Source organism: Aquimarina sp., assembly GCF_977115655.1.
On the sequence record NZ_CDSBKO010000081.1, the window covers coordinates 1 to 18,897 of the forward strand.

The window sequence follows — 18,897 nt, forward strand, 5'->3', positions numbered from 1 at the left end:
AAATCGTTAACCAACACGGCGAAAGCACCAGCTATCTCGGGGAAATCGTTAACCAACACGGCGAAAGCATCAACTATCTTGGGGAAATCGTTAACCAACACGGCGAAAGCATCAACTATCTTGGGGAAATCGTTAACCAACACGTCAAAAACATCAGCTATCTTGGAGAAATCGTTAACCAACACGGCGAAAGCATAAGCTATAGTATACAACGTGTTACCAAAATGCATACTAAAAGTAAAATATATATTTTATTTTTATTGTATACAGATTTTTATGCTGCTATTACTGAAAAGTAATTGTATTTTAGTGTAATGAAAATGTAAAAGCAACTATATTTCTAATACTAAAGATATATCTTAGTACTTATATAATGTTGTTACCAAATAGTACTGAACTCATCTTGACTTTTTGTTTTTAACCGAAAATGAGTTGAAATTTGACCAGATGAGGCACTTTTTGAAAGCCATAGCAGCGCTACGGGTAAGAAAAGTAACGAAATATGGGTGAATTTCAGCCATTTTTTCAGGAAATAGAAAAAGTCAAGATGAGTTCACTCCTTAAAACCTAAAACTTATATGGTATCCAATTCTTTATTTGACCTACAGTCTATAAAAAGCGACGTTTCCTCTGCGCTTAACGCTAGTATTTTTGATTTAGGAAGCTCCCATAAAGACCCTAATTTTTGGGCGAAAACAAGTTTACAAACAAAAGTAGAAAGCTCTATACAAGACATCGCCAGAAAAACATCTACCTCTGGAAGGGGAAATACAGGAAATCCCCCCGACAAAGGGTTTAGGGTAACATTTGGTATTCAAATACTGGTAGGATATAAAATTAGGGTAAGGAGCAATGCCAATATTGGATATGGCAACCGATATGGCAATTTTGGAGCAACATCCTCACTACATATTTCTGCATATAACGCAGGGCTGGGCAGCGCAGTAGATAAAAAAGGGTTGGTTGTGGATCTAACCGCAGCGATAAACCTTACTATTGGTAGTGGACACGGAACACCGCTACAATCGTATTCCTTAAATTACAATTCACCAATACCAACGCTCAATGATTTTCATAACTCTTTTAGTTATGGGCAATTACTAACATGGAACTCTGCTTTAAATGAAAATCAATTTTCGTTAGACCGTATACAACGAGAAGGCATGATTGGTTTTCGGCTGGGAGATGTTAATGTAAGCTCTAACAACGATACCAAAAGAGCCTATTTTGGAGGGGGAACCGATATGGGGTGGACAGGTGGCCTAACTGTAGCAACCCCTTTTCTTGAAATAGGATTTCAAGATTTTTCGGGGGATTATTATAGAAAAGATGAAGAAAAAAGAGATTTTATTCTAGATCAAATAAAAGAAATTAAAAAGAATAATAATCTTAGTAAATTTCAAAAAGAAGCTAGGGTATCTGAATTAGAAGGGGAACTTAAAAAAATGACATCTAATTACCATAACCAAACATCTTATCATAAAAAACTAAACAAAGCCTCTACATATATTCGCATTAATAACTCTAGCGGTTATAATGCAACGGTAGATTTAATTGGGGATGCGTGGTTACAAAACGCAATACATAAAGCCATTAAAGATTTTAGGTTGGAGTATAATCACAAAAACATAGAAATATGGGGTGGAAAAAAATAACGGTTTTATTACTACTTTTTACAACTATTGGATGTAATACCCTGTTTAAAAACTATTACCGAACCGAAGATAGAGGGATAAGACCTAAGAGACCAAAATTTGAATTATCACAACAAGCATATCACTTGATCAAAAAGGATATGATTGACACTAGTTCTGTTTATATCTATCAAAAAGAAACTTATCGTAATGAGCGAAAAGAAATAGAAGAATATTTTTATAGATTTTTTTCTAATGGAAAATGTATTCGTGGGTTTTCGTCTGATTTTAAAAGAAATCAACTAACCCTTAGTGATTTTAATAATCTGGTACGTGGAGGTTCATTTATTGGTTACTACAAGATTGAAAGTCCTTTAAATTTAGTTACGGAAACATTTTCTGTAGGCGTTGGTGAAAACGGAAAATATATTAAAGAGTATGGCATTATAAAAGGAGATACCATTTTCTTATCCGATTCCCCTTTAATAAACAAAGAAAAAATAGACCATAACAATATCGAGGTATACATCAAAAAAAAAGTTGAAGGACTAACAGGAACACCCGATTGGTAATAGAAAATAGTTTATGATACCAATAACAGAATCAAGCTCTGGTAGTATTAAAAATGCACAAAAATGCAATACATAAAGCCATTAAAGATTTTAGGTTGGAGTATAATCATAAAAATATAGAAATATGGGGTGGAAAAAAATAACGGTTTTATTACTACTTTTTACAACTATTGGATGTAATACCCTGTTTAAAAATTACTATTATACAGAAAAACTTGGTTTAAGACCTAAGACACCAAAATACAAACTAGCCAAAACTACGTTTGGTCCAGATAAAAACAATCTAATTGACGAAAACTCTATCTATATTAATGAGCGGGAAATAATATATAAAAATGGAGGGAGAGAAAAGAAAGAATATTTTCTTAGATTTTTCACTAATGGTAAATGTGTTTGGGGTTATCCATACGATTTCAAAAGAAAAACACTCAATATCGAAGATATAAACAATATGTCCAGAGGAGGTGCTTTTGTTGGATACTATAAAATAGAAGATACTAACAAAATTTCTGTGGAAACATTTTATGTAGGCGTTGGCGAAAACGGAAAATATGATATGGATTATGGAATCATAAAAGGAGATACCATTTTCTTATCCGATTCCCCTTTAATAAACAAAGAAAAAATAAATATAAACAATACTAAGATGTACATCAAAAAAAAAGTTGAAGGGCTAACAGGAACACCTGATTGGTAATAAAAGCTATGGTATAATACCAATAGGGTTGCTTTCAAACAGAATCCAACTCTGGTATTATTAAAAATGCATAAAAACGCAATACATAAAGCCATTAAAGGTTTTAGGTTGGAGTATAATCACAAAAATATAGAAGTATGGGGTGGAAAAAAATGGTAAGTATTACGCTAACAGTTATTGCAATACATAGTTGCTGTATTCCTGTTTTACAAAAAAAATTCTATACAACTGAATATGGAAGTTATAGACCTATAAAAAGTAAATTCACGTTAGGTAAAAATCCGTATTATTTAAAAAAGGAAGACTTTATACAAACAGATTATATCTATCAATCTTCTTTTACAATGGATATCCCCGAAAAAAAAGATTATACTACTTTTTTACGTTTTTTTGAAAACGGAAGGTATTTAAGCAATGTTCTAAAAAAAGATATTTCTCCTTTAGAGCAATACAATAATCTTAAAAAAGGTGGCGTGGGATATTATAAAATAGAGGGTGATAAAATTATTTTAGAAGAGTTTGTTGTTGGAGCTCACGATTGTGGTAGATATGACATTTATAGCTTTAAAATTTTAAAAGACAGTATTGAAGGTTACAGCAAAGTAAAAGCTGAAGGACTAACAGGAATACCCGATTGGTAATAAAAGCTATGGTATAATACCAAGTAAATGTGTTTGGGGTTATCCATACGATTTCAAAATAAAAATACTGAATATCGAAGATGTAAATAATATGTCCAGAGGAGGTACTTTTGTTGGGTATCTCCGAAAAAGACGGGTTTAAAATGTTACCGAATCTGAACTACTGTCCCCTTATTTTTAAAATTTGGAAAATAGTTTGTCTTCGCTATCGCTTCGCAAACGACTATAATCAAGCTAAACATACATCTAGGTGTTAGCAAAAATTAAAAACAATCTAACTGCAAAAAATGAAAATTAGAAAAATCATACTCATTTTGTCTTTATTGCTAACAAACAATTATGCGAATGCCCAAAGTATAAATGATTCGATATTTAGTAATGTTTTATTAATCCAAAAAAAAGATGTGGTAAAAAATATTGACGATTATCTTATTGATGTTGTTATAAATTTTGATTTAAAAAAATCCTCTGTTATTTTCAATGATTCTGGACTTTCAAAAGATTTTATAACAAATCGATTATTTGAGCATAAATCAATCATAGTAATAATACCTGATTGGAAATTTTATGAAGAAATTACGGAAGAAGCCACAAGGATGGGAGGATGTATCGAGCCGGCTACCACAAATATATTCTACCAAAGAAAATATATTGAAAATGAATCAAAAACTGACAGTATTCGAATTTCGGGAAATCAGCCGAAACTTGTTTTCAATAAAAGTATAAAAAATGTAAAATTTAATGACAATATAGTATTTTACCATACAGAGAGCTTTGGTTCTACTTGCTGTCCTAAAGACCCAAAATGGAAGATAAAGCAAAGATTAGATGAATTTATTACTTCTTTTGAAAGAGAAAATAACATTAAATTAGGAGATATGTATAAAAAGATAACAGGAAAAGAAGGTGAACATATTCTTTACTTCACTCTATCAAATCTAAACACAAAACAGAAGCTTCTTTTTTTACAAGAAATAAGATATTGGAAATATACAGACCAAAAACTTAAGGATATAAAGTTTGATCCTCAAATTTTCACACCAAACACAATAAAAAAAGAAAGCTTGAAACTAATAACTGAATAATAATACCAATTACACTTTGAATTTACCGCAATAAAACACCCTTTTTTCCTTCCTATTTCATCATAAAATGAAATCGTAACTAAGGCTATGCTTTAATTTTCTAATTCATAAAAAGAAAAAAATCATCATTGTCTTTTACGGTAAATTCAAAGTATAATTGGTATAACTTTTGCTAGCCGAGTAACCCGACATGGTAATTATAGCTAAATCAACATAAAATAACATTAATCTTTCTAGTAAAAAATCGAAGTTTGCTCCTTATTTAAGTAATCAATCATAAAAACGTATCCTTATTCTTTAACTTCTGGATATGGTAATGGGAGTACCTGATCACAGGACTTTAAATCGTTTCTGTACAGCTATGTCCAAATAAGGAGGTTACGAATATTTGTTCAAATTTTCTTTTAAAAAAAATACGCTAAGGTTGCCAAAAGATTTTAGTTATATGTATAAGTTCCAAATTCGCTATGGATAGTAAGTTTTTTCTCTTCTGAGGCTTCTACTCTACCCACAATTTGGGCATCGATATCAAAGCTTTTAGAAATTGTTATAATCTGCTCTGCTATTTCGGGAGAAACGTACAGCTCCATACGGTGTCCCATATTAAATACCTGGTACATCTCTTTCCAGTCTGTTCCAGAATTTTCTTGTATTAATTTAAACAGAGGGGGCACCTCAAACAGATTATCTTTTATAATATGAAAACGATCTACAAAATGTAAAACTTTTGTCTGCGCTCCCCCACTGCAATGTACCATTCCATGAATGGTTGTATTATCAAACCGGGATAAGATTTTTTTAATAACCGGGGCATAGGTTCTTGTAGGTGATAACACCAATTTACCTGCATCAAGAGGAGATCCTTCTACCTTGTCTGTAAGTTTTGTTTTACCTGAATATACCAAATTTGAAGGTACAGATGCATCAAAACTTTCCGGGTATTTTTCTGCCAGGATTTTACTAAAAACATCGTGACGGGCAGATGTTAAACCATTGCTTCCCATCCCTCCGTTATACTCTTTTTCATAATTAGCTTGTCCAAACGAAGATAATCCAACAATAACATCTCCTGCTTTTATATTTGCATTGTCGATTACATCTTTACGTTTCATACGGGCAGTTACTGTAGAATCTACAATAATGGTTCTTACCAAGTCCCCTACATCTGCTGTTTCTCCTCCTGTTGAGTGAATCTCTACACCAAAATCTTTAAGCTCATTAAGTAACTCCTCCGTTCCGTTAATAATTGCAGAGATAACTTCTCCCGGAATCCGGTTTTTATTACGCCCTATAGTCGAAGATAACATAATATTATTGGTAGCACCTACACACAATAAATCATCTATATTCATGATAAGAGCGTCCTGTGCTATGCCTTTCCACACAGATATATCTCCTGTTTCTTTCCAATACATATAAGCCAGAGAGGACTTTGTTCCTGCCCCATCTGCATGCATAATCAAGCAATATTCTGGGTCTCCTGTTAAATAATCCGGAACAATTTTGCAAAATGCTTTTGGAAAAAGACCTTTATCTATATTTTGGATTGCACTATGCACATCTTCTTTAGATGCCGAAACTCCTCTTTGCGCGTAGCGTTTGCTTACTTCTTCACTCATTGTATGGATAATTAAAGTGCAAAGATAACCGAATTTCAGAAATCAACAACCTCGAAACAATCTCACAAGGGGTAGTTCTGAGAAACATATCTCATTTAAAACATAAATAACTAAAAAACAACTTCTTAACACCCAAAATAAAGGTTACAAATTATATTATTCCCAATCGGGCATAGCTGCATTATCCAATATTTTGGTTCTGGCATCCAAATCCAAAATCGGCACAGTATATACTGTTTTTACAGAAATCCCATCATTGGATGTGTTTACAAAAATTATACTGGCTTCATTGGGAGAAAAACGGGGATCCAAATCATTTGTTCCTGCGGGTCTGTCTGTAGAGAGATCTGTACTTGTGGCAGTTGCAAAATCATAAACAAATACTCGTGTGTTTAATTGGCGGTAGACAGGGTTTTCTGAGCCCGACATATCCCGGTTATACAATAACTTTGTTCCATCTACAGACAGGTTAATACCTCCTGCGGCACCATTAACCCCTGTAAGAATTGTATTTTGTATTGTCCCTGCTCCATCAATTGTAAAAATCTGTGCAGAATACCCATTCAGGTTATTCGTTTTTAAGGCAATTATTCCTGTGTTTTCATTTTTATCTACTTCTGTTATCAAATCCCCTGTAGTTTGATACACCAAACTCAACCCGCTTCCATCTGCATTAATAGTGTATAACTTATCTTGATTAGGAAATAATAGTTTAGAACCATTGGCATCCCAGGAAAAATCTATTTCTTCGAGATTAAACCCGGATACCCCAACCGTAGAGGTTACCTGTTTTATTTGCGAACCATCCTCGTTCATAGTAAACAAATGTGTTTGAGAACCCACAGATTGTAAAAAAGCAATTTTTTTGGTAATAGCGTTTCTTCTGGGCCTGAAACTGTTTTTTGACTTTGGTGTAAGTGCAATTTGGGTACCACCATTTTCCTGTGCAGAGTAAATAACACTATTGCCATTTACTAATCTTGCAAAAACAATCCTGTTATTTGGGGCACTTGCTGTTTTAAACGCATGCGTATTGCTGTTTACCGGGGTATTAATATTATCGCTTGTGCTTACTTGCCAAAAATATTTTACTCCATAAGAAAGATTAGATAAGGTATAGGTTGTATCGGTAATATTTTCAAAAACCTCTACATTAGAATTATCTTCGTTTCTTAAACTAACTTTATAAGAAAGCACATCTTTATCGGGATCACTGGCAGACCATACCAATTTTACCTTAATAGGAAGATCTGTTGCATTATCTGTTGGTGTAATTAAAGTAGCAGCTACTGGTGGACGATTAGATGCTGTTTCTATATCCATTTCTAACACCACTTCTATTTCTTTACCAGACAGAATGGTTATCGCTTTAAAAACTGCCAGCAATCCTTCTCTCTGTCCAGAAAGTGAATACTCTCCTGATGGTACATTATCTAATTTATAGACACCATTTTTATCTGTAAATACAGTACTGGAAGATGGATTGGTAGAAATTTTAACATTCTCCAAAGGTTCATTTGTTCCTTTTTTAACCACTTTACCTTTTACAGAACCTAAGCCTTCCAAATCTATTGTATCCTCGCTACAGGAAACTGTAACCAAAATTATAAAAACACTAATTATTTTTATGATGAATTGTTTCATGTGCTTACTTTGCTTTTTATAAGTCTCTCTTAATTGTATTACTTTTACTTTTTTCTTTTAACAGGATTTCCAAAATACCAATTCAATCCTAATGAAAAATTAAAATATTGATCGTCTCTCTTTCCTTGAACAATATCATCTAATTTATCGTTCAGCATCAAATTATGGGTTGCATCTATAGAAATTCCTATCTTGTTTGAAATCAAATATTCAATACCTCCTCCATATTGAAATTTAAGTAATGTATTATCAAAATCATCATCATTTACCACACCTAATCCTCCATAAAGAAAAGGGGATAGTTTTTCAAAAGGCAAAAAACTTATTTCGGTATTAAGATCTACTGCATTAAATCCTTTGGAAAAAGAGGTTTGATTAGAGAGTTTAAATTTATTAAGACTTGCATTAACATTTATATATGGATTAAAATACCATCTGGCACCAAGTTTTGCAGAGTATCCAGGTTCTGGTTTATTAAGATCTCCACTAATTATAGAGGTACCTCCTTTTATAAAAACAGATTTCTTAGATCTTCTTTCTTTAAAATACCTATCGTATAATGCTGTGTTCTGCGCTTCTTCTTTTTCTGCTTTATATGTATCTATCCATTCGTTTACAGACTCTGGACCGGCATTTACTGCCCATAATTTATCTTCGACCCCTTCTATTATCAAAGATTCTACTGCTTTTTCTATAGCTTCTGTTACAGCCATTTGTGCTGGTTCATTTTTTGTAAAACCTGTTTCTGCTTCTAACAATCTTTTAAATTTTACATATCTGAAGAAATTTGCATCCAACGCTTGTGAGAGGATAGTTTTTGAAACATATACTGTTTTTAATATTTTACCGCTTGAGGTAGAAACGGCACGTAAATAAACAGTAATTCTGTCTTGCCTATACCTGGTAGATCCCCCTACCCCAAAATACCTTGCTCCTAATCCCCCTGTAATAATATTGGAATCGTAGGATATGATACCTCCTTCCAGAATAATCCCTGCATATAGTAACGGTGGTAATTGTGGTTCTTGTGTATCATTGGTTTTGTTATATTCTTTTCTGGTAGAACGTATTATGTTTCGTTCATTAAGTAAATTACTTAAGTTTTCTCTTTCTATAGGAACAAACCACTTAGAGTCTTCCAGGGCTTTTATTAAAATAGTTGTGGCTCCTTGTGTTACAGCGGTACTAAACGTGCTTCCTCCTTCTGTTGGTTTGTACTGTCCTGTTTGATCCCTAAATTTATACACTCCAACTACTACAGGTTCTTTAGGCAGGGGAAAATCTCTCAATGTTTTTGTTACTTCGGTATCTTCTCCTATTCTGGCTTTTTCTATAGTAACAGGTTGGTTAAAATATGTTCCGCATCCGGATAATAAAAGCACACAGGATACTAGTATGATCGATGCTTTATAAAATGTATTATACATTAAAAAATTAATTAGGAATTATTACTTGTGACTGATCTCCTGTACTTGTATCTAAAATATTGATTACCAAACCTTCTGCAGAACGAAATATTTCTACAAACAGCTTCCCAAAATTAAAGGTCCCTTCTGTTAGGCCATTTTGCCCAAACTGCTCATTAAATAATGTTCTGGATATCTGATTTAATAATTGGCGATTAAGGTTTTCTGTAAACTTTTCTACATCAGATCGTTGATCTCTTGATGTATCGTCACCATCTGTTAAGGTATTTTGAGCCTCGGCAGAACTAAGAAGCCATTGATAATTAAATGTATCTCCTCCAAAAGCAGGATTTATTGGTTTATATATTAAATTTTGCCCAAAAGAGAGACCACATATTGAGAAAACAAGAAAAAGTGTTATAATAATTGATTTCATTCTAATTTTATTAATATTGAAAAATATCTTTCTTTTGTTTCTTGAGGTTATTAAAATACTTATGCACTTCGCGAATAGCTATTTCAGACATTTGCTCTAAATATTCTAAATCTGGTTTTCCTATAAATTCGTGTACTATATTGTCTTCTATTTTTACCTGAATTATGGTGCTGCGTCCAAAACTTAATTTTTCGAACACTTCTACTACTTTATTACCATTTATTTGGTTTAAGTTGTAGGATGTATAAAAAAACTCGAAAAAATCCCTTCCTGGTTTGGTCTTTGTTTCTTCTACTACAATTCCTTTTAGTTCTATCCCATCCTCCAACAGATCTTCTGCTTTGTTTGATTTTTGGAAGATCTGCTCATTAAACGCTAATCTGGCTTTGCCAACAATTACATCCTCTTCATAAACCAGTAATAGTATTATCATTTTTTTACTTTCTTCTATACTTACTATTCCTTTAGAAAGCTCTTTACTTTCATTAGCTTCCAGAGTAAACCTTCCTTCCTGACTGCTTTTAGACACATTGTTGTTTGCATCTGTTTTAAAAACAGACATACTATATTTTAGGCTTTTATACACTTCTGTGGTATTAGTAGCTGTACCTACTACAGAAATCATATTGTTACTGGTTTCTGTTTTAATTTTAGCTACCACTTCGGTATTTGTAAACTGGGCAGCAGTATTTTGAAAAATTAAGATTACCAGTATAAAAAACTTGGAATTCATATCTTTTTCATTAATAATAATTAAAAACTTCTAACAATTATAGTCTTACTTTCTCCAGACATTTTAAATTTTAAACTTTTAGATAGTTCATTGCTTCCAAATCGCTCAAAAATTAAATTATCTCCATCCTGAATAAGCTCTAGTTTTGTAGATATATCGGGGTTAAAAGAAAAATCAATTACAGAATTATTAGCCCCCGATTGGATTATGTTTTTTTCTATTTCTCTGGCAGACTCATCAATTTTGATATCATTATGATCTCCGTTTTGAAGAATTTTAATATCAGATGATTCTGTTACAATATTAGATACTACCTTATTATCAAATCCTATTTGTTGGATAAAAACAGTGTTTGCCCCATTTTGCAAAGTCGAATTATCTGTAACAGTATTCATTTCTGGTAAGATACCATTTTGAGATAATGTAATAAACTTATCCTGATCGGTAATTAAAAGCGGGTTTTCTTCTTTTACGCTCTGCGCGCATACTGGTATTGTAAAAGAAAAAAATGTAAAAAACAGAAATATCTGTTTAAAATAGGTTTTGTTCATCTTCCTTATTTTTAAAACCAATGAAAGAGTTATACTTAATATATTAATTAAGCATAACTCTTGTAAAAATATTACCTCTTAAGTATTATTTTGAACCACTTTGTGTTACTGTTGCGGCGTTATTGTTGCCTGTTTGCAAAATTGTACTGGTATGCATATCCCCGGTTTGAGTTACAAAAGTAGAGTTACTTGCTCCAAACTGTATGTCTTCGGCAACATTCATATCTCCATACTGAAAAATATCACTTATATTACCAGATCCATTTTGTAATGATTTAGCTACGTTTTCATCTCCAAATTGGATTTGACTAACAAGATTAGATTCTCCTGCAATTCCTGTAGCTCCTTCTTGAATAGATTCGGCAACGTTACCATTTCCAAATTGGATTTGTCCTGTTACATTATTTCCTCCAAAGAATGAAATATTTTGAGTAGCAGAAGCACTATTTCTGTCTCCAATCTGGGTTTGCAATATCGTATTATTATCTTCTTCGTGTCTTGCATAAGCCTCATTACCATTACCAGATTGATATTGATCTACAAGCCCTCCTCTTGAAGTAAATATAAACCCACCTTGCTCAGAGGTTGCAATGTTATTAGCTCCGAATTGCTTTTGCAAAAGAGTATTATCTGTTCCTGATTGTGTTCCTGAAGCATTATTTTCATCTCCAGACTGAGATTGATCAGAACTATTACTACTGCCATTTTGAGATACTGTAGCAGTATTTGAGTTACCTACTTGTATTTGAATAGCAAGGTTTTCGCCTCCAAAAGACACTAAGTTTTGTTCTGCTTTTGCATTATTGCCTTCACCAGATTGCCCTTGAAGAATGGTATTGCTATCTTCTTCATGCCTTGCATAAGCCGTGTTTTCCTGACCTATTTGAACTTGTTCTACTCTACCACCTCTGGCTTCAAAAACATTACCTCCTTGCAAAGAGGTTGCTGTATTGCCTCCTCCTTCTTGATCTTGACGTACAGAGTTACTGGTTCCCCACTGCTCTGCTTTAACGATATTAGCTTCTCCGTTTTGTGCTTGTGATGAAAGGTTATTATCTCCGGTTTGCACTATAGAAGCTGTATTAAAGCCTCCTGTTTGCTCTAATTCACTAAAGTTCTCAACCCCTTCTTGCGCAGAAGTTCCTATATTACCATCTCCCGATTGTACCTGAAAAGCTGCATTAGAAATTCCTTCCTGAGTTATTGTAGCACTATTTTTATTCCCTTCCTGAAATTGATTGGCTACATTGCCTCCTCCTTCAAAATCTAAGTTTTGTGTAGCCCTTACAGAGTTTCCATTACCTGCCTGAACCTGATAAACTTGATTATCAGACTCTTCATGCTGTGCATAAGCATTGTTTTTATTTCCTGTTTGAGATTGCTCTATAATTCCACTATTTGAAATATATGCTTCACTACCTTGAATAGCTTCTGCATTATTTGCCATTCCTTCCTGAGTTGTTAAAGAAGAGTTAGATGCTCCTTTTTGAGTAGTGTTAACAACGTTATCCGTTCCTGTTTGAGTAACATTACTACTATTTGACTGTGCTACCATTGCCGTAGTACTTAATAAAGCTGCCAGGCTAAAAATTATTTGTTTCATATGTAATATAAATTAAAGTGATTATGTGATTAAATGAGTTAGTTACTTCAATTAAAAAATTAAAAGGCACTTCCCTAAAGAAGGAAAAAAAAATCAGTTAAAATCCAATTTCATTTTCATTAAGAATAATATATATTTTGGGACTTACAGGGGTTTTATCAAAAGTATGACGACCTTTTAGATACTTTCAAATTTATGAAAATATTAAGGCTATTATTGAGGATTTCTTAATTATTCGATGAAATACATGCGGAAAAGCCGTAAAAAAACATTTTTTTACGGCTTTCAAAGGGTTTGTATTACGTTAAATTTTTATTAAAAAAAATCTAAGCAAAACATTTGTAATCTAATTCTCACCTATCTGGTAAAAAGTAACTCTCTATATTTTACTAATGGCCATAGTTCATCATCAATTAGTAGCTCTAATTTATCACAACTATATCTAATCTCATCAAATAGAGGTTTCACTTTTACACAATAATCCGAAGCCATTTTTTCTAAATCTTCTAATTTATTAGCTTTTTTACGTTCCTCGGTCATTTCATTCACTTTGGTGTTAATTTTACCTATATGCTCTGATATCTCTTCCAAAATCCCCATTTGCTCTTTGGCATATTTTTTAAAATCATCTCCATATAACCCTTTTAATCCAGATACATTCTTGATTAACGTATTTTGATATCGAATCGCTGTTGGTATAATATGATTACGTGCTATATCTCCCAAGACTCTTCCTTCAATCTGAATTCGCTTTACATATTCTTCTATTTCTATTTCATATCGAGATTCTGATTCTACCCTGTTCATTACTCCCATCTCTTCAAAAAGTCTCAGGTTTTTCTCAGAAATCTTAGCTTTTAATGCTTCAGGAGTAGTTTTATTATTACTTAACCCTCTTTTCTTGGCTTCTTTCTCCCATTCTATACCATATCCATTACCTTCAAAAAGAATATTTTTTGATTCTTTAATATACTCTCTCAAAACATTAAAAATAGCTTCGTCTTTTTTGAGTTCTTTTTTCTCAATCAATTCATCCACTTCTTTCTTAAAATCTATCAATTGTTTAGCAACTATAGTATTAAGAATCGTCATTGGGTTTGCACAATTTGCTTTAGAACCTACAGCTCTAAATTCAAATTTATTTCCTGTAAATGCAAAAGGAGAAGTTCTGTTACGATCTGTATTATCCAGCAATATTTCTGGTATTTTACCTACTACGTTAAGTTTTAAATCTGTTTTTTCTTGTGGTGATAACTTACCATCTGTAACTCCTTCTAATTCTTTAAGAACTGCTGTTAACTGTTCTCCTATAAACACAGACATGATAGCAGGTGGAGCTTCATTTGCTCCTAAACGATGATCATTACTTGCCGATGCAATACCAGCCCTCATTAACTCTTCGTTTTCATTAATTGCTTTGATAGTATTAATAAAAAAAGTTAAAAACTGAAGATTACTCATTGGTGTTTTACCAGGGCTTAACAAGTTAATACCTGTATTGGTACTTAGAGACCAGTTATTATGCTTTCCTGATCCATTAACACCTGCAAATGGTTTTTCGTGAAACAACACTTTAAAATTATGCCTTGCCCCTACTTTATCCATTACATCCATTAACAAAGAGTTATGATCTACTGCCAAATTTGTTTCTTCGTATATTGGGGCTAGTTCAAATTGATTAGGCGCTACCTCATTATGACGTGTTTTAACAGGAATCCCCAACAACATACATTCTACCTCCAGGTCCATCATAAAATTTAAGGCTCTAGAAGGAATGCTACCAAAATAATGGTCATCCAGTTGCTGTCCTTTTGCCGGAGAATGACCAAGAAGCGTTCTACCTGTCATTACTATATCTGGTCTTGCATTTACAAGAGCACTATCTATTAAAAAGTATTCTTGCTCCCAACCCAGAGAAGCATTTACCTTCTTTACGTTTTTATCAAAATACTTAGCTATTGCGGTTGCTGCGCTATCTACAGCTTGTAAAGCTCGTAACAGTGGGGTCTTATAATCCAAAGCTTCTCCTGTATATGCTACAAAAACAGTAGGGATACATAAAGTTGTACCATAAATAAAAGCCGGAGAGGTGGGATCCCAGGCTGTATATCCTCTTGCTTCAAAAGTATTACGAATACCCCCGTTAGGAAAAGACGATGCATCTGGCTCTTGCTGCACTAATTGTCCTCCTCCAAATTTCTCTATTGCTTGTCCATCGCCAATAGTTTCAAAAAATGCATCATGCTTTTCAGCTGTAGCTCCTGTAAGAGGCTGAAACCAATGCGTGTAATGTGTCACTCCTTTTGAAAGCGACCAATCCTTCATTGAAGATGCTATTTGATCCGCAATTCTACGATCAATTTTAGAGCCATTTTCTATAGCATCTATAACACTTTTATACGCATCTTTGGTTAAGTACTGCAACATTGTTTTTTGATCAAATACATTTTCTCCAAATAATACTGACCTCCGTTCTGTTTCTGTAATTATTACAGATTTACGAGTTAATGTTTCTTTTAATGCTTGAAACCTGATTTTAGACATAGTATGAGTAAGTTTTTTTTACAAAGATAAAGGAAGTTTGTTGAAAAAATAAAAAAAATACCTCTAAAAATTAATAATTAAACAATGTACCCCATAAAAAATATAGTTCTCGACAAAAATTAACCAAAATTTAAACTTGAAGCCCATATTTTTTTAGCGTATTGAAAATATAATTTATTTTTGAAACCTTTAATAGTCCAATTTATAAAGTATTAATTATGAGTAAAGCTAAATTAGAATATATTTGGCTAGATGGTTATAAACCAACTGCTAATTTAAGAAGTAAGACTAAAATTGAAGAAAACTTTAGTGGAAAGCTTACAGATTGCCCAATGTGGTCCTTTGATGGGAGTTCTACAAAACAAGCAAAAGGCGGCTCTTCAGATTGTTTATTAAAACCTGTTGCCATATATCCTGACCCTTCAAGACAAGACGGGTACTTGGTTATGACTGAAGTTTTAAATGCAGACGGAACCCCACACGAATCCAATGCCAGAGCTACAATCGATGATGATGATAACGATTTCTGGTTTGGTTTTGAGCAAGAATACTTTATTATGGATACTGCCACACAATTACCTTTAGGATTTCCGGTAGGCGGCTACCCGGGACCACAAGGCATGTATTACTGCTCTGTAGGGGGAAAAAATACCCATGGCAGGGATTTTGTTGAGGAGCATGCCGATCTATGTATTGCTGCCGGTCTCAATTTTGAAGGCATTAACCAAGAAGTAGCTTGTGGCCAATGGGAGTTTCAGTTATTTGCCAAAGGAGCAAAAAAAGCCGGGGATGAAATATGGATAGCCCGCTATCTATTGGATCGTCTTACCGAGAAATATGGATACTATATAGAATACCACCCTAAACCAATTAAAGGGGATTGGAACGGATCTGGTATGCATGCAAATTTTTCTAATGAACTACTAAGAACATGCGGCTCTAAAGAAATATATGAAACTATTTGTGAAGCATTTAGACCTGTTACCAAAGAGCATATTGCGGTTTATGGAGAGTTTAATGACCAACGATTAACCGGAGAGCATGAAACACAATCTATACACGAATTTTCTTATGGGGTATCAGACAGAGGTGCTTCTATAAGAATACCTATTATTACTGTAGAAAAAGGATGGAAAGGATGGTTAGAGGATCGTCGTCCTGCATCTAATGGCGATCCTTATAAAATCGCTGCCAGAATAGTCAAAACAGTCAAAACCGCAGATGTTACTGCTATAGCAGTATAATTTTATATACAATAGCCAACTAATTATAAATCTTAAACTAAAAAATATCGAAAGTTATGATCATACTTTCGATATTTTTTTTACTGGTTTACAAAAATACGTTTGTCTTGGCTATAAAATAGCACATACCTACTTATCAATTTTTTTACATATCTAACTATTTAACTTTTTTAAATACAATCAATTCATTTTTTGAAAAATCACCTATTACCAATAAGTTGTTTTTTATACTTATAGCAATATCTCGGTTTTCAGCTTTTTCTACACCACCGAATCTATTTAAAGTATACCCAAACCCATTAGCCAAAGCAAATGCATCAGTATTACAACCCAAAGATCTATTATAATGGCTAAAACCTCCATGATCATCTCCTTTTAAAGTTCCTTTAACACCTGAATCTATTTTCTTAAAGCTATGTACTTTAAAAAAAACATCAATACCATTACTACCATCAAGACATTCATCAATAGATGCATAAATTCCTTCCTCATCAACACGCAAATGCCCAATAGAATTAACCCAACTTTTTCTTCCTTCTCTCTCAGCAATAGTAAACTGTGTAATCTTCCAATCCCCTACTAAAAAATCAATATACTCTTGATTTTCTACTGTTTCAGAGTCAGGAAAAATGATGTTACTTTTAGAAGATGATTCTAACTCTAAGCTCTCTAAAAATGAAGTTTCTAAATTTGCTTTATCTGTAGCAGGATCTTGATCGCTTATCGAGTCTTTAGAGCAAGATGTTGCAAAAAAAAGGGTTACTGCCATAATTGCATAAATGATTTTTTGTGTTTTCATGTTTTTTTAAATTTTAAGATTAATATTTCGACACAAAACTACTTTTAATCCTATGAACAAAAACCTTTGTTTGTACAAAGAAGGTATATGATTGTACAAAGATCATTGGCCATTTTATAAAACAACTACATAGCAGTACTTGAAGATGCGCAAATTAAGATCTATAGCTTTTTAGCTGTAAAAACCTTTGTTAAAAAGCTATAGATTTTAATTTTCAGATAGATCCAAAAGGGTCATAATATCGTTGGCGCTGTTATTGATATTTTGCATATCTTAATCACATCTTTATCTAATCTCACCATGCTTACATAACAACTCTTGTATCAAAGATGGTTTCCTTATACTATTTTTGCTATAAATTTGGATAAGATTGCTTGTAATTTAAACTCTTTGCTGCAAAACCTTATTTTACAAGTGCATGCATAGTCCTTATACAAAAAGCTGTTTTCAAAAATCTCTGGTTATAAAGCACCAACTCCAAGCAAAGAGCTCCAATAGCTCTATGGATTGAACCAGTATTTAATCTGAAAGAAATGAGATTTAAAATAAGTTACTTTATAAAAACCATTGCAATAAAAACACAATATGCTACAAAAATTAAAAGCCCTTTATAACGACCAAGTATCATTTGTTTTGGGATAAATGCTAACGGAAGTAATATTATCGCAAAACCAAGCATCCAATATATATTTGCACTCATTAAAGTTTCATCTTTCACCAAAACTGGTTGAATCAATGAAGTTATCCCCAAAACTGATGCTATATTAAATATATTTGATCCTATAAGATTACCCAAAGAAATTGCTTTTTCTTGTTTAAGAGCTGCGATTACAGAAGCTGCCAATTCTGGCACACTGGTTCCTACTGCAATAAGAGTAACTGCAATAACCCCTTCACTAATCCCCATTTTTAAAGCTATAGTTTCAGCACCTGTCACTAATAATTCTGATCCAAAATACAAAGCGCCCCCTCCTATAAGAAGCCATATTATGATTTTAAAATTAGATGTTTTTTGAAGGGAATCATCTACCTCTTCTACATCCTTAGCAGAAAACTTTCTGGCTCTTCTAATCAATAAAAAAAGATACACCAGTAAAGACAAAAACAGCAGTCCCCCCTCTAATCGAGTCAAAACCCCATCTATCAAAAGAATATAAAGCCCCGCAGACAGCAATACCATTACCGGCCAATTAAACCTGTAAAAATCACGATCAATAGCCAACGGGCTTATTATTGCAGTAATCCCCAGTACCAAACCTATGTTAGCAATATTAGATCCAATGACATTTCCAAGAGATATATCAGACAACCCATCTAATGCAGCCTGAATACTTACTAATAGCTCCGGAGCAGAAGTTGCAAAAGAAACTACTGTTAGTCCTATAACCATTTTAGATAATTTAAGTCTAAAAGACAGTGCTACCGAGGATCTTACCAAAAACTCCCCTCCTACTACAAGAAGCACTAGTCCAATAACTACGTACAATATACTAGTAATCATAAATCTTAAATTTGTTTGCGAAGATACTACTATATCAAAACTTTTTATCAAAAAAATAGCACCCATATTTATGAGGCTACTGAAAAATTCACGAACTTAAATAAAAGCGGTAAGTATTTTAGATACTTGCCGCTTTTTGTATTTTGTATTCATGATAGTTCAACAGGAATCTCTTCGATTAAGCCAGT

General features: G+C 33.1%; 17 protein-coding genes. 7 read left to right on the top strand and 10 right to left on the bottom strand.

What is annotated here, in order from left to right:
* From ACZIYX_RS21975 to ACZIYX_RS22000, 6 genes are all read left to right on the top strand, one after another.
* Positions 1-299 (top strand): hypothetical protein (locus tag ACZIYX_RS21975; RefSeq protein ID WP_462684412.1); only part of this gene is annotated, 299 nt, incomplete at its 5' end.
* 279 nt (positions 300-578) lie between these two features.
* Complete coding sequence (locus ACZIYX_RS21980) at positions 579-1,655, top strand: hypothetical protein (protein WP_462684413.1); 1,077 nt, start codon at positions 579-581, stop codon at positions 1,653-1,655.
* Positions 1,637-2,206: a hypothetical protein gene (locus ACZIYX_RS21985; protein ID WP_462684414.1), complete on the top strand. Its 570-nt coding sequence runs from the start codon at positions 1,637-1,639 to the stop codon at positions 2,204-2,206. The genes ACZIYX_RS21980 and ACZIYX_RS21985 overlap by 19 nt, the downstream gene beginning before the upstream one ends.
* A 124-nt stretch (positions 2,207-2,330) precedes the next feature.
* Complete coding sequence (locus ACZIYX_RS21990; protein ID WP_462684415.1) at positions 2,331-2,903, top strand: hypothetical protein; 573 nt, start codon at positions 2,331-2,333, stop codon at positions 2,901-2,903.
* 137 nt (positions 2,904-3,040) lie between these two features.
* On the top strand, positions 3,041-3,544 hold the full coding sequence (locus ACZIYX_RS21995; RefSeq protein ID WP_462684416.1) for a hypothetical protein: 504 nt from the start codon (positions 3,041-3,043) through the stop codon (positions 3,542-3,544).
* A gap of 287 nt (positions 3,545-3,831) precedes the next feature.
* Positions 3,832-4,629 (top strand): hypothetical protein, encoded by a 798-nt coding sequence (locus tag ACZIYX_RS22000; protein ID WP_462684417.1) that lies wholly within the window; start codon positions 3,832-3,834, stop codon positions 4,627-4,629.
* 437 nt (positions 4,630-5,066) lie between these two features.
* Here the strand turns inward: ACZIYX_RS22000 and ACZIYX_RS22005 are convergent, their stop codons facing one another.
* From ACZIYX_RS22005 to ACZIYX_RS22040, 8 genes are all read right to left on the bottom strand, one after another.
* On the bottom strand, positions 5,067-6,248 hold the full coding sequence (locus ACZIYX_RS22005; RefSeq protein WP_462684418.1) for an AIR synthase related protein: 1,182 nt from the start codon (positions 6,246-6,248) through the stop codon (positions 5,067-5,069).
* Between the two features lie 156 nt (positions 6,249-6,404).
* Complete coding sequence (locus ACZIYX_RS22010; protein WP_462684419.1) at positions 6,405-7,892, bottom strand: carboxypeptidase-like regulatory domain-containing protein; 1,488 nt, start codon at positions 7,890-7,892, stop codon at positions 6,405-6,407.
* A 44-nt stretch (positions 7,893-7,936) separates the two neighbouring features.
* Positions 7,937-9,319 (bottom strand): CsgG/HfaB family protein, encoded by a 1,383-nt coding sequence (locus ACZIYX_RS22015; RefSeq protein ID WP_462684420.1) that lies wholly within the window; start codon positions 9,317-9,319, stop codon positions 7,937-7,939.
* Positions 9,320-9,326: 7 nt separating this feature from the next.
* Positions 9,327-9,734, bottom strand: a complete 408-nt coding sequence (locus ACZIYX_RS22020; RefSeq protein WP_462684421.1) for a curli production assembly/transport component CsgF — start codon at positions 9,732-9,734, stop codon at positions 9,327-9,329.
* Positions 9,735-9,744: 10 nt separating this feature from the next.
* A complete protein-coding gene (locus tag ACZIYX_RS22025; RefSeq protein ID WP_462684422.1) occupies positions 9,745-10,467 on the bottom strand; it encodes a CsgE family curli-type amyloid fiber assembly protein in 723 nt (240 codons plus the stop codon).
* Between the two features lie 20 nt (positions 10,468-10,487).
* Positions 10,488-11,018 (bottom strand): hypothetical protein, encoded by a 531-nt coding sequence (locus ACZIYX_RS22030; protein ID WP_462684423.1) that lies wholly within the window; start codon positions 11,016-11,018, stop codon positions 10,488-10,490.
* Positions 11,019-11,103: 85 nt separating this feature from the next.
* Positions 11,104-12,621, bottom strand: coding sequence for a hypothetical protein (locus ACZIYX_RS22035; protein WP_462684424.1), 1,518 nt, complete (start codon positions 12,619-12,621; stop codon positions 11,104-11,106).
* Between the two features lie 357 nt (positions 12,622-12,978).
* Entirely contained in the window at positions 12,979-15,165 is a 2,187-nt protein-coding gene (locus ACZIYX_RS22040; protein ID WP_462684425.1) for a glutamine synthetase III family protein, read from the bottom strand.
* A 218-nt stretch (positions 15,166-15,383) separates the two neighbouring features.
* Between ACZIYX_RS22040 and ACZIYX_RS22045 the strand changes: the two genes are divergently transcribed.
* The gene (locus ACZIYX_RS22045; protein WP_462684426.1) at positions 15,384-16,409 is read left to right on the top strand and encodes a glutamine synthetase beta-grasp domain-containing protein; all 1,026 of its coding nucleotides are present in this window, start codon (positions 15,384-15,386) and stop codon (positions 16,407-16,409) included.
* 157 nt (positions 16,410-16,566) lie between these two features.
* On the opposite strand, the gene ACZIYX_RS22050 is transcribed toward ACZIYX_RS22045, so the two are convergent.
* Both ACZIYX_RS22050 and ACZIYX_RS22055 read right to left on the bottom strand, forming a co-directional pair.
* Positions 16,567-17,208 (bottom strand): hypothetical protein, encoded by a 642-nt coding sequence (locus ACZIYX_RS22050; RefSeq protein ID WP_462684427.1) that lies wholly within the window; start codon positions 17,206-17,208, stop codon positions 16,567-16,569.
* A gap of 550 nt (positions 17,209-17,758) precedes the next feature.
* Positions 17,759-18,709 (bottom strand): calcium/sodium antiporter, encoded by a 951-nt coding sequence (locus ACZIYX_RS22055; RefSeq protein ID WP_462684428.1) that lies wholly within the window; start codon positions 18,707-18,709, stop codon positions 17,759-17,761.
* Between the last annotated feature and the right edge of the window lie 188 nt (positions 18,710-18,897).